The following is a 12,748-nucleotide window of genomic DNA, read 5'->3' as shown; positions in this document are numbered from 1 at the left end:
TAGTGAAAACAGTAATTATAAGTGTTACAAATAGTGGGGATAAAATCGCTGAAAAGCTTGAAAATTCAATTGTTGTGGATAAATTCTGTGGATATAATGAAGAAAATAAAATAAATGTGGATAAATTTCTAAGAGATGATGTAAAAAACATAGGAATTAAAAATATCACTGAAAAATATTTTAAAAAAGATAACACAATAATTTTTATATCATCTACAGGGATAGCAGTTAGAACTATAGCGCCCTACATAGAAAGTAAGGATAAAGATCCAGCGGTAATTGTAATTGATAGTACGGGAAGATTTGTAATAAGTCTTTTAAGTGGACATTTAGGTGGCGCTAATGATATTACTTTAAAGTTAGCGTCTATTTTAGGGGCAGAGCCAATTATAACTACAGCAACAGATAATCTTAATATAGATGCACCTGATGTTATTGCAAAGGAAAAAGGGTATATTATAGATGATTTAAAGATGGCAAAAGAAATTGCATCAATGCTTGTGAATAATGAAAAGGTAGCTTATATTGAGGATTTTGTAGCCTTTAATAAAAAAATAATAGAAGTGCCTAAAGGATATATAAAATCAGTTAATAGTGCAGAGGGATTAGTTGTAGTTACAGATAAATATAATTTAGATTTTAATAAGCCATATCTTAAACTTATAAAGAAAAATGTAGTTCTTGGAATAGGATGCAAAAAAGGAATTTCGTTTAGTCACATGAAAGAAAAGATATTTAAAGTTTTAAAAATATATAATATAGATAAAAGAGCGGTAAAATCAATAGCTACAGTAGAAATAAAGAAAAATGAAGAAGCTATTTTAAAAATGGTAGATGAACTTAAATGTGACTTTAATGTATTCAAAGTAAAAGATATAAAAAAGGTTGAACATAATTATAAGGGCAGTGAATTTGTAAAAAGTGTAATAGGGGTAAGGGCTGTTGCAGAACCATGTGTAGAGCTTACGGGAGCTACTTTAATTACGGAAAAGTTAAAGCTAGATGGAGTTACCTTATGCATAGGAGTTTTAAATTAGTTCAAAGATTTTTGAGAATAAAAAATTACTATATTTTAAGGAGAGAAACATGAACAATAAAGGAAAATTATATGTTATTGGTATTGGTCCTGGTTCTTTAGATGAGATGAGTATAAGAGCTAAAAAGGCTATAGAAGAAAGTGAAATTATAGTTGGATATACTAAATACATTAAACTTATAGAACCTCTAATTGAAGGAAAAGAAATTTTTTCAACTGGAATGAGAGGAGAACTTGAAAGGGTAGAATATGCACTTAATGAATCAAAGAGTAAGACAGTTTCAATAATTAGTACAGGAGATGCTGGTATATATGGTATGGCAGGTCCTATTCTTGAAATGGCAACAAATGAAGAAGTTATAGTAATCCCAGGAATTACGGCATCATCATCAGCTGCATCATTACTTGGAGCACCTCTTATGCATGATAATTGCAATATAAGTTTAAGTGATTTGTTAACGCCTTATGAAGTTATAAAAAATAGAGTTGAATGTGCAGCAAAGGGAGATTTTATAATATCCTTGTACAATCCAAAAAGCAAAGGAAGACCTCATTATCTAAAGGAATGTTTAAACATTATAAAAAAATATAGAAATGATAACACCCCAATTGGAGTAGTTAAAAATGCACTTAGAGAAGGGCAAGAAATAACAGTTACAACTATAGGAAATTTCAATGATGATATTGTAGATATGATGAGTATAGTAGTTGTGGGAAATAGCAAAAGTTATATAAAAAATAATAAATTTATAACTCCAAGAGGATACGAAAACAAAGCAAAAGGAGAAGTAAAGTGATAGGAGTAGTACTAGGTACTAGTGAAGGCAGGAAAATACTACAAAGGTTAAATGAATTTACAGAAGATATATTTGTATCTACAGCAACAAAGTATGGTGGAGAGTTGCTAGAAGAATACAAATATAAAATTTTAAATACATCACCTTTAGATACATTAGGATTTATAGATGTTATAAAGAAAAATAATATAGAGTTAATTATAGATTCATCCCATCCTTACGCAGTAGATGTAAGTAAAAATATAATGGAAGCTTGTAGGAAATGTAATATCTTATATTATAGATATGAAAGACCGTCTATTATGAGGGAATTTAAGGACAATAAAAACATAATTTCTGTTAAAGACTACGATGAATTAGAAAAAAAATTAAGAAGTGTAAAGGGTAATATACTTGATACTACTGGAAGTAAGAATATAGATAAAATCATTAATATGAAACTAAAAAACAGAGTTATACATAGGGTTCTTCCAAGTAGTGCTGTTATAAAAAAGTGTATTGATTTAGGAGTTAAAATAGATGATTTAATAGGAATAAAAGGACCTACTAGTTATGAACTTAACAAAGCTTTTATAAAAGAATATGATGCTAAAGCGATGATAATGAAGGATAGTGGAATTGCTGGAGGAACATACGAAAAGCTTAAAGCAGTTATAGATATAAATATACAAGGATTTGTTATTGAAAGAGAAAACATAAATTATGAAAATAAGTTTACTGATATAGATAAATTAATTAACCAAGTTAAAGGAGAAAAATATGAAAAATACAAATAAAAGTGCAATACTTGTTGTGAGCTTTGGAACAAGTTACGAAGATACAAGAAAAATTACATTAGATGCTATAGAAGAAAAAATAAGAGAAGAATTTAAAGAGTTTGAAGTTAGAAAAGCATATACATCTAATATGATAATAAAAAAACTAAAAGAGAGAGATGGAATATTTGTTGATACTCCAATGGAAGCTTTATCTAAGTTAAAGGAAGATGGATATGAAAAAATAATAGTTCAGCCACTACACGTAATGCCAGGAGAAGAATACGATAAAATTAAATTATGTGTGCATAGATTTGAAAAAGAAGAAAGTTTTCATAAGATAGTTCTTGGAAAGCCATTACTATATCAAACAAAAGATTATGAAATTGTAATAGAAGCTATGAAAGAAGAACTTGTTGAGAAAAATGAAGATAAAGCTTTAGTGTTAATGGGGCATGGTTCATATCATCATGCAAATTCATGTTATGCTCTTTTAGACTATATGTTAAAAAGCAAAGGATATGAAAATACATTTGTTGCAACAGTAGAAGAAACTCCAACCTTAGAAGATGCTATAAAAAGATTGAAAGATAAAAACATAAAAGAAGTTATATTAAAACCGTTTATGATTGTATCAGGAGATCATGCTAAAAACGATATGGCGTCAGATGAAGAAGATTCATGGAAAACTATACTTGAAAAAGAAGGGTTTAAGGTTAATATAAATCTTCACGCATTAGGGGAGAATGAAAATATAAGACAAATATATATTAATAATATAAAGAGTATAATATAAGAAAAATGAGTTATTGCTTTATGCAATAGCTTATTTTTATAAAAGAAATTGACAAATAATATCAAGTGTAATATAATACGATTAAACTACTCGGAATTAAAATCAGTTGTTTTATTATTTAAGAAGGATTAACATTATTATGTGGCGTATATTATAAAGGGGGAATTTTTATGAAAATAGCAAAAAATTTAATTGAGTTAATAGGGAATACACCTCTTGTTGAACTATCTAAATATAGTAAAAACAATGATTTAAAAACAAACCTTATTGCAAAGGTTGAATATTTTAACCCAGGTGGAAGTGTTAAGGATAGAGCTGGGTATTACATGATAAAAGATGCTGAAGAAAAAGGGATAATAAATAAGGATACAGTAATTATAGAACCTACTAGTGGAAATACTGGTGTTGGTCTTGCTCTTGTAGCAGCAATAAGGGGATATAAGCTTATTATAACAATGCCAGAATCAATGAGTCTTGAGAGAAGAAAAACTCTTAGTGCATACGGTGCAGAACTTATTCTTACTCCAGCTAGTGAAGGAATGACAGGTGCCATAAAAAAAGCAGAAGAACTTGCAAAAGAGATTCCAAATTCTTTTATACCAGGACAATTTGAAAATCCAGCTAATGCAAAAGCACATAAAGAAACAACAGCAAGGGAAATATGGAATGACTTAGATGGAAAAGTTGATATCTTTGTTGCTGGTGTTGGAACTGGTGGAACTTTAACTGGAATTGGGGAAGCCTTAAAAGAAAGAAATCCTAACGTAAAAATTGTAGCAGTGGAACCAGCAGATTCTGCTGTTATATCAGGAGAAAAACCAGGGGCTCATGGAATACAAGGAATAGGAGCAGGTTTTATTCCTGAACTTTTAAATGTTGATATAATAGATGAAACAATAAAAATAAGTAATGAAGAATCTTTTAAAGTAACTAAAGAAATTGTGCAAACAGAAGGAATGTTTGTTGGAATATCTTCAGGAGCAGCTATTGCTGCAGCTAGTAAACTTGCCAAAAGAGAAGAAAATAAGGATAAAAATATAGTTGTATTATTACCTGATACAGGATTAAGATATTTATCAACTCCTGTTTTTGATTAATAATTTTTAATTAATCATCGTAAAAGGTGATTGCAGTATATAAATATGCAATCACCTTTTACATCCTGCAATAGTTTCAAAAGCTTTAACTGTTTCTTGAGCGGTTTTAAGCCAACTAAAATTTGAACTTCTAATTAAAGACTTATTTATTAAGTTAGCTTTTAATAGAGGATCTTCTAAAACTCTTTTCATAGCTTCATAAAGCTCATCAATATTATAGGGATTTATAAGAAGAGCAGCATTCCCTACAACTTCTGGTATTGATGTTAAGTTTGAAGCTATTATTGGAACTCCTGAAGCCATGGCTTCTATTGGAGGTAGTCCAAAACCTTCGTAAAGAGATGGATATACAAAAACTTCACAAGCACTGTAAAATATAGGCATATGCTCTAAAGGTATGAATCCGGGAAATATAACTTTATCTTCAACATGTAATCTTTCAGCTGTGGATTTATAAATTTCATAGGATTTACCTTGTCTACCCACTATAATTAATTTTAAATCACAATAATTCAACTTACTAAAAGCTTCTATTAAACCTACTATATTTTTTCTAGGACTAAAACCACCAACATACAATATATAATTATCATTAATATTATAGTGTTTGCTAAGAAAATTTTTGCACATGTTTTTATCACGAGGAAAATAAATATCTTCGTTGGCTAAGTGAGTTACAAAAATTTTTTCTTCAGGAAAGTTAAAGGTTTTTATTATATCTTGTTTTGAGTAATTGGATACAGTTAGAATTCCATCGCATCTAGAGATTATATTTGGCATTTCCCTTTTAAAAATTTCTAAATATGTTTTACCTACTGTTTCGGGCATTTTACAAGGAATTACGTCATGCAGAGTTATTACAAAAGGTGAGGTTTTGTATTTAGGTAACCCTACGCCATTTTGAGGTACATGATATAAATCTATATCCTTATTTTGTAAGATATTTGGAATGTTTATTTCATTCCAAAATTCACCCTTCATATCCTGAGTTACATTTTTTATTTTGTAATTACTATTGAATTTTATATCATAAGTACTACTTTTTGGCATAAAAATTAAGTATTGATTTAAATAATCAATTTTATTTAATGAATTAACAAGTTGATAAGTGTAGGTGCCAATACCAGTTCCTCTATACCATTTTGCAGCTCGAGCATCAATTCCTATTTTCATAAAGCACCCCTTTAAGAAATAATTACTTAATTTAGTATATTGTTATTAAAGCAAAAATGTTAACAAATGAATATGTATTCTAAATGTAACATATTGTACATATAAATTTATAGGGGAGGCGATAATAATGATGAGGGAGTTTGAAATAGAAAGACAATTTGATATTAGAATTGAAAGTATAAAGCCAAATAAAGGAGTATATTTTTTAAAAACTAATAAAGGAAATAAGTGCCTTAAAAGAATAAACTATGGTGTTCAAAAGTTATGGTTTGTTTATGGAGCTAAAGAGCATCTTATAAATCATGGATTTACAACTGTGGACAAATATAGTTTAAATGTAGAGGGTGATCCTTATGCAATAGTTAATGAGGACATATATACATTATCTGAATGGATTGAAGGTAGAGAGTGTGATTTCCATAATGATGATGATATAAGAAAAGCAGCAAAAGCTCTTGCAAATATGCATATAGCTTCAAAGGACTATGATCCACCTGAAAATAGCAAGTTAAAAACAGACCTTGGAAGATGGCCACATCTTATGGAAAAAAGGGTTAAGGCTTTAGATAAGATGAGAAATATGGCTAGAAAGAAAAATAGAAAAGGTGATTTTGATTTAAATTATATTAAGACAATGGATTTTTACAAGAAGCTTGGTATAAGGGCTTTAAATGTTTTAAATAGTTCAAAATATATGGATATATGTGCATATACAGAGGCTCAAAAAACATTCTGTCATCACGATTTTACTTATCACAATATAATTATAGACAATGATGATCGTGTAAATGTTATAGATTTTGATTATTGTAAGAGAGAAGTTAGAGTTTATGATATTTCAAACTTTATAACAAAGGTACTTAAAAGAAGAGATTGGAATATAGATTGTGCAAAGATAATTATAGATTCTTATAATGAAGTAAGTCCTTTAAATGAGGATGAATATAAGGTATTATTTGCATTTTTATTATTTCCACAACGTTTCTGGAGACTTGGAAATAGATATTATTATAATGAAGTTAATTGGGCAACTAATACTTTCAATAGAAAAATAGAAAATTTAATATCAGAACAAGATAAGTATATGAAGTTTATTGAAGATTTTAAAGAAGTATACAATCAAAAAGAAGATATATGAGTAAATATAGATATTTTAAATAGAACCATATAATATATTAACTTATTTTATATGGTTCTATTATTGTAGTAATAGAAGTTATTTTCTCAAGGATAAATTTAGCTAGTTATACTGTTTTAAATTTGTAAACAATAGTCATACACATACATAATATGAAATTATAACTTTATATCATTGGGGATGATAACGTGAAAGTTGGGGATTTAGTAGTAAGGAAATCTTATGGAAAAGATATTACTTTTAAAATAATAGATATAAAAAATGCAAATGGGAAATATTTATATGTACTTAAAGGCATTAACATGAGGATAATAGCAGATTCTCCAATGGAAGATTTGGAGTTTGCAACAGATGAATTTGTAACTAAAAAACAAATGACTTTTGATAAGAAGGTTAATAATCGAATTAGGAATATTCTCATTGAAAGAAATGCTGGTAATAAATATAGATCTGTAGATGAAAAAAGAGGAAAAAGTAAAACTCAGAAATCTTCTAAAAAAGAAGAAGCAAACATGCTATTTGGGAGACCAGGAAGAGTACTTCACATAGATGGTGATCCTGAATATTTAGATTTATGTTTGAAAACATATAAACAATTAAGTGTTGAGGCCGTTGGATATGTTATAGCTGAAAAAGAGCAACCTATTCGAGTACCGGAGTTAGTAGCCAATATAAAACCTGATATTGTTGTTGTAACTGGACATGATGCTATTATAAAAGGAGCTACTGAATACATGGATTTAAGTAACTATAAAAATTCTAAATATTTTGTACAAACCGTTCAAAAACTTAGAAAATATGAACCAAACTATGATGATTTAGTTATATTTGCAGGTGCTTGTCAATCATGTTATGAGGCCATATTAGATGCAGGAGCAAACTTTGCAAGTTCACCAAATAGGGTGCTTATTCATTGTTTAGATCCTGTTTTTATTTGCGAAAAGATAGCCTATACAAATGTAGGAAAAGTAGTTTCTATACATGATGTTGTTTATAATACCATAACTGGTGTTGAGGGAGTGGGAGGCTTAGAGACAAGGGGGAAGTATAGAGAAGGGTTTCCTAAGTCGAAATATTCCTAAACAATACCAGAATTATATTTAATTATAAAATAATGTATATAAATAATATTATTACACATAATAAAAATAAGAGAATATTCATTAGAATAATTTAATATTAGGAAAGTTTTAATAAAAAGTTAACATAAAATTAATATTGACAAGTAGCGTATATTAGTGATAAAATATTTAGTTACTTGACAATCACTAGGATGTATTATATAATATATAATGTAGAAAGAGGGTGCTAGTGATGGAAGGAAGAAATGTATTAGCGTCCATAAAGGATAAGATGGATGATCATGTAGGAGAGAAAGTGACGCTAAAAGCTAACAACGGAAGAAGAAAGATTGTAGTAAATAGCGGAGTGCTAGAAAAGACATACCCAAGTATCTTTCTTGTTAGATTACAAGACGACACCCAAAGGACGGTCACATATAGCTACTCAGATGTTTTGACAAAAACAGTTCAAATAGACTTCGCAGGATAAATGAGGTACTGAATTATCAGTACCTCATTTTTTTTATTAAAATAATCATATTTTCCATAAAAGAAATATATATATTAGTTAGTAGGTATTTTATGGGAGGTAGAATGGATGGCTATGGAATTGATAAAAGAGAGTATAGAATATAATCAACTATTAGGAAAAGAAATTATCGATAATGTTGTAAAAGAGGAGTACGTTATACCAGATATACAACCAGATGTGGAAAAGATATTGATGCTCGACGCTAAACCAAAAATAACTAGTAAAGAAGTTATGCAAAATAAGGTTTATATAGAAGGTCAAATGATTTGTAACGTACTTTATTTAGCTACCGTAGATGAAGGAAAAGAAATCTTTAATGTAATTTATACAAAGGATTTTTCAACATATGCAGATATGGATGGTGCAAAAGCCGATATGGATTGCACATTGGATTGTAATATTGAACATATAGAATGTAACATAATCAATGAAAGAAAAATAGTTATAGAAGGAATCATACAAATAGAAGCTGCTGTTTATAAAAAATATGAATTTGAAGTTATAAAGGATGTAGATTCATTAGATGATATTCAGTTATTAAAGAATCCATCTTCAATTGATAAAATAGTGGCTAGACCTACAGGGGAATTATTGAGTAAGGCTCATATTCAAGTGCCTATGGATAAACCTGAAATAGGTAAAGTTCTTAATTGTGATGTTAGAGTTCATAAAAGTGATGTTAAGTTATTAGAAGGAAAGATACAAGTTGAGGCATTTACTCAAATACAAGTATTGTATAAAGCTGCTGACAGTAAAGAACTTTGCACTTTAAAAGAAGATATATATGTAAATGATGAAGTGGAATGTTTAGACGTAACTGAATTTATGCAAAGTAATACTGAATTTGTTATAGATGATGTTTCTTTTGATGTTAAAGAAGATGATCTAGGAGAAAATCGTATTATAGATTTAGAAGCTCTAATAAAGTCTGAAACTAAGATTATAAGTAAAGAGCAAATAGATATGATAGAAGATGCTTATTCTCCTTCAAAAATGTTAAAGATGGACAAAAAAGCATACGATCTTAATGCTATGCTAGGTCAAAACAATACTGAGATTATGGTTAAAGAAAATATAGATGTGAATGGAGCTAAACCAACAGAAGTTATAATGGCATTAGGAAATATGTTTATAACAGATAAAAAAATAGTTGAAGATAAAGTTTTAGTTGATGGATTATTAAATGTTAATATACTATATAAAACTGAAGATGAACAAGATAACATTGCTGTAATTAGTGAAGAAATTCCATTTAGTGCAGGTGTAGACGTACCTGGGTCTAAAATAGATATGGAGTGTATTGCAAAGGTTAGCTTAGAAAACTTAGAGGCTGGAGTTGAAGCAGGAACTATTGCTATAAAAGCATTAGGAAAAGTTTATAGTAATGTTAATTACATTACACATAAAGAATTTTTAGTTGATATAGAACCATTGGAAGATGAAGTTGTGGATAAAAAGGCTAGTATAACAATATATGTTGTACAAGATGGTGATACATTGTGGAAAATAGCTAAAAGATATTGTACAACTGTGGAAGATTTAATAAAAATAAATGGTCTTGAAAGTGAAAATATAAATGTAGGGGATAAGATGATTATTCCTGGCAGAGCAATTATATAAAATGTCTCCATACTTAAATTTTTAAGTATGGAGACATTTTTATATAATTAAAAATTTGTGATATAATAAACTAATTAAAATTAAACTATTTTGGGGGAAATACTATGTTTTTTAGAGCATATGCTAAAATAAATATATCATTAGATGTAGTAGGTAAAAGAGAAGATGATTATCATCTACTAGAGATGATAATGCAAAGAATAGAATTATATGATATTTTAGAAGTGACAAAAAATAAAACAGGAATCAATATAAAATGTAATAAAAGTTATGTTCCTTTAGATGAAAGAAATTTAGTTTATAAAGCTGCAAAGTTATTTCTAGATACATACAATTTAAAAGGTGGCGTAGACTTTAATATAATTAAAAATATACCAGTTTCAGCTGGGCTTGCTGGAGGAAGTTCTGATGCTGCAACAACTCTTTTAGCCATGAGAGAGTTATACAATATAGATGTAAGTGATGATGAACTTTGCAAACTAGGATTAAAAATTGGTGCAGATGTTCCATATTGTATAAAAGGCGGTACAGCTTTATGTGAAGGTATTGGAGAAAAGGTTACAAATCTTAAAGGATTTAAAGGACATATATTAGTTTTGGTTAAGCCTAAATTTGGTGTGTCAACTAAAGAAGTATATAAAAGCCTTGATATAAATAAAATATATAGACATCCAAATACAGAAGGATTAATAAAAGCAGTAGAAAATAATGATTTGAGATATGTAAGTGAAAACATGAGAAATGTTTTAGAAAATGTAACATTAAAAAAACATACCATAATAAAAGAAATAAAAGAAAAGATGATTAGAAGTGGAGCCTTAGGTTCTATGATGAGTGGAAGTGGCCCATCTGTTTTTGGATTTTTCGATGATATGTTAAAGGCACAAAGGTGCTATGAATATTTTAAAAGTAAATATAATGATGTATATATTACTAGAACTATATAAAAGAGATTGTACTAAGTGTGCAATCTCTTTTTATATGTATATTTTTAGTGGTTAATACAGAAAATAATTTAAGAAAAATAGGAGTGATAATGTGAAAGTTATAAATTTATTTACTAAATATTTTTTAGCATTGCTATTAATTCAAGGATTTATTGGAGTTGTGTTAGATTCAACAAGTTTTAAAAACGCTGGTATGAATAGTGCATCTAGAAAGGCGAGATTTGTAGGAAAGTGGGCTATGATACTAGGAGCAATTTTATATATATTAAGGTGGGTAGTTGTGAGTTAGTTTAATTGGAAAAGGAAGTGAAAGATTTGAAGGAGAAGGTAGATAAAACTATATCTAGTAATATTGAAAAGAATATTGAGTACATAAAAAATTTACTTGAAAATAACTCAGATATAATATACAGACAGTTTAAATTTAGTCATTTTAAAACAGCCATAATATATATAGATGGAATGGTAGATAGGGATTTATTAAATGATTATGTTCTCGAAAGTTTTATGGAAGGAAACCAAAAAATAGAGGACTTTAATGACATAAAAGATAGAATACTCACTGTATCTGACTTAAAAGAAATAGATGATTTATATGAAGGTATTTCAAGTATTTTAAGTGGAGATACTTTGCTTTTGGTAGATGGTTTTAATGTAGCCTGTGTTATAAGTTCACGTTCCTGGCCAGCAAGGGGCATTGGGGAACCTTCAGGAGAAACCACAATTAGAGGCTCTAGAGATGGATTTTCTGAAACCATAAGATTTAATACTGCATTGGTTAGAAGAAGGGTCAAAGATACAAGGCTTAGAATGGAATCTAAAGTTGTTGGAATTAGATCTAAAACGGATTTAGCAATTACTTATATAGATGATATAGTCAATGTTGGAGTTTTAGAAGAGCTTAAAAGGAGACTGGATAAAATAGATATTGACGCAATACTTGATAGTGGATACATAGAACAGCTCATAGAAGATGATTGTTTATCTCCATTTCCACAAGTGCAAAGTACAGAAAGGCCAGATGTAGTTGCGGCAGCTTTATATGAAGGAAGAGTAGCAGTTCTTGTGGATAACTCACCATTTGCTATTATTGTACCTGCTACAATGCCTAATTTATTGCAGTCACCTGATGATTACTATCAAAGATGGATAAATTCATCAATTATAAGATTACTTAGAACACTTGCAATAATTATGTGTATAACATTTCCGGCACTTTATATTGCAATAACTTCTTTCCATACATCCATTATTCCAGCAAGGCTTGCATATTCTATAGCAGCATCAAGAGAGGGAGTTCCGTTCCCGGCATTTGTTGAAGCTATAATAATGGAAATTAGTTTTGATTTGCTGTTAGAGGCAGTAGTCAGGTTGCCGAGACCTATAGGAGCAACAATAGGTATTGTTGGAGGTTTGATTATAGGACAATCGGCAGTAAGTGCAGGAATTGTAAGTCCAATAATGATAATAGTTGTAAGTATAACAGCTATTACTGAATTTATAACTCCTAACTATGGAGTAACTACGGGACTTAGGATAACCAGAGTATTTTTAACTATATGTTCTGCTATAGTTGGACTTTATGGAATAATATTAGGACTTATTGTAGTATTAGTTCATTTAATAAAATTAAAAAGTTTTGGTATTCCATATTTAGCTCCAGTTGTTAACCCTGATATAACAGATTTTAAAGATGTATTTTTAAGATTACCATTAAAATGGTTTAAAAAAAGACCTGTGTATATGAATACGCAAGATAAAACTAGACAGGAATAGAAAGAGTGGTGAAATGCTCT

The 12,748-nt window shown here is 29.0% G+C and carries 13 protein-coding genes; 12 read left to right on the top strand and 1 reads right to left on the bottom strand.

The annotated features are described in order from the left end of the window. Positions 1 to 2: 2 nt before the first annotated feature. The 5 genes from cbiG to cysK all read left to right on the top strand — a co-directional run bounded on the left by cbiG (position 3) and on the right by cysK (position 4,481). The gene (gene cbiG / locus NT01CX_RS10510; protein ID WP_011723021.1) at positions 3 to 1,037 is read left to right on the top strand and encodes a cobalt-precorrin 5A hydrolase; all 1,035 of its coding nucleotides are present in this window, start codon (positions 3 to 5) and stop codon (positions 1,035 to 1,037) included. Positions 1,038 to 1,086: 49 nt separating this feature from the next. Continuing rightward, positions 1,087 to 1,833 carry a precorrin-3B C(17)-methyltransferase gene (gene cobJ / locus NT01CX_RS10505; protein WP_011723020.1) on the top strand — a complete coding sequence of 249 codons (747 nt, stop codon included), beginning with the start codon at positions 1,087 to 1,089 and terminating at the stop codon, positions 1,831 to 1,833. Next, a complete protein-coding gene (locus NT01CX_RS10500) occupies positions 1,830 to 2,609 on the top strand; it encodes a cobalt-precorrin-6A reductase (RefSeq protein WP_011723019.1) in 780 nt (259 codons plus the stop codon). Before cobJ ends, NT01CX_RS10500 begins: the two co-directional genes overlap by 4 nt. Continuing rightward, the gene (locus tag NT01CX_RS10495; RefSeq protein WP_011723018.1) at positions 2,593 to 3,384 is read left to right on the top strand and encodes a sirohydrochlorin cobaltochelatase; all 792 of its coding nucleotides are present in this window, start codon (positions 2,593 to 2,595) and stop codon (positions 3,382 to 3,384) included. Before NT01CX_RS10500 ends, NT01CX_RS10495 begins: the two co-directional genes overlap by 17 nt. Positions 3,385 to 3,554: 170 nt before the next feature. Beyond that, positions 3,555 to 4,481, top strand: coding sequence for a cysteine synthase A (gene cysK, locus NT01CX_RS10490; protein ID WP_011723017.1), 927 nt, complete (start codon positions 3,555 to 3,557; stop codon positions 4,479 to 4,481). A 51-nt stretch (positions 4,482 to 4,532) separates the two neighbouring features. On the opposite strand, the gene NT01CX_RS10485 is transcribed toward cysK, so the two are convergent. After that, a complete protein-coding gene (locus NT01CX_RS10485) occupies positions 4,533 to 5,654 on the bottom strand; it encodes a glycosyltransferase family 4 protein (RefSeq protein ID WP_011723016.1) in 1,122 nt (373 codons plus the stop codon). A 127-nt stretch (positions 5,655 to 5,781) separates the two neighbouring features. On the opposite strand from NT01CX_RS10485, the gene NT01CX_RS10480 reads away from it, so the two are divergent. The 7 genes from NT01CX_RS10480 (at position 5,782) to NT01CX_RS10450 (ending at position 12,728) form a co-directional block, all read left to right on the top strand. Then, positions 5,782 to 6,792, top strand: a complete 1,011-nt coding sequence (locus NT01CX_RS10480) for a CotS family spore coat protein (protein WP_011723015.1) — start codon at positions 5,782 to 5,784, stop codon at positions 6,790 to 6,792. Between the two features lie 188 nt (positions 6,793 to 6,980). Then, the gene (gene yabG / locus NT01CX_RS10475) at positions 6,981 to 7,874 is read left to right on the top strand and encodes a sporulation peptidase YabG (protein WP_011723014.1); all 894 of its coding nucleotides are present in this window, start codon (positions 6,981 to 6,983) and stop codon (positions 7,872 to 7,874) included. Between the two features lie 232 nt (positions 7,875 to 8,106). Beyond that, on the top strand, positions 8,107 to 8,343 hold the full coding sequence (locus NT01CX_RS10470) for a Veg family protein (RefSeq protein ID WP_039224201.1): 237 nt from the start codon (positions 8,107 to 8,109) through the stop codon (positions 8,341 to 8,343). Positions 8,344 to 8,451: 108 nt separating this feature from the next. Continuing rightward, a complete protein-coding gene (locus NT01CX_RS10465) occupies positions 8,452 to 10,005 on the top strand; it encodes a DUF3794 and LysM peptidoglycan-binding domain-containing protein (protein ID WP_011723012.1) in 1,554 nt (517 codons plus the stop codon). Positions 10,006 to 10,109: 104 nt separating this feature from the next. Then, entirely contained in the window at positions 10,110 to 10,952 is an 843-nt protein-coding gene (gene ispE / locus NT01CX_RS10460; RefSeq protein ID WP_011723011.1) for a 4-(cytidine 5'-diphospho)-2-C-methyl-D-erythritol kinase, read from the top strand. Positions 10,953 to 11,043: 91 nt separating this feature from the next. Beyond that, a complete protein-coding gene (locus tag NT01CX_RS10455) occupies positions 11,044 to 11,241 on the top strand; it encodes a CLC_0170 family protein (protein WP_011723010.1) in 198 nt (65 codons plus the stop codon). A gap of 26 nt (positions 11,242 to 11,267) precedes the next feature. After that, positions 11,268 to 12,728, top strand: coding sequence for a spore germination protein (locus NT01CX_RS10450; protein WP_039243101.1), 1,461 nt, complete (start codon positions 11,268 to 11,270; stop codon positions 12,726 to 12,728). Positions 12,729 to 12,748: the final 20 nt, after the last annotated feature.

Origin of the sequence: Clostridium novyi NT (genome assembly GCF_000014125.1) — a bacterium.
GTDB classification, from domain to species: domain Bacteria; phylum Bacillota; class Clostridia; order Clostridiales; family Clostridiaceae; genus Clostridium_H; species Clostridium_H novyi.
Note: the sequence above shows the minus strand (reverse complement) of the source record. Positions and strands in the feature narration are given on the sequence as shown.

Bases quoted from the DNA above. Each gene is read 5' to 3' on its own strand.
- cobJ (WP_011723020.1), top strand. From the start codon at position 1,087: ATGAACAATAAAGGAAAATTATATGTTATTGGTATTGGTCCTGGTTCT.
- NT01CX_RS10495 (WP_011723018.1), top strand. From the start codon at position 2,593: ATGAAAAATACAAATAAAAGTGCAATACTTGTTGTGAGCTTTGGAACA.
- cysK (WP_011723017.1), top strand. From the start codon at position 3,555: ATGAAAATAGCAAAAAATTTAATTGAGTTAATAGGGAATACACCTCTT.
- NT01CX_RS10485 (WP_011723016.1), bottom strand. From the start codon at position 5,654: ATGAAAATAGGAATTGATGCTCGAGCTGCAAAATGGTATAGAGGAACT.
- NT01CX_RS10480 (WP_011723015.1), top strand. From the start codon at position 5,782: ATGATGAGGGAGTTTGAAATAGAAAGACAATTTGATATTAGAATTGAA.
- NT01CX_RS10470 (WP_039224201.1), top strand. From the start codon at position 8,107: ATGGAAGGAAGAAATGTATTAGCGTCCATAAAGGATAAGATGGATGAT.
- NT01CX_RS10465 (WP_011723012.1), top strand. From the start codon at position 8,452: ATGGCTATGGAATTGATAAAAGAGAGTATAGAATATAATCAACTATTA.
- ispE (WP_011723011.1), top strand. From the start codon at position 10,110: ATGTTTTTTAGAGCATATGCTAAAATAAATATATCATTAGATGTAGTA.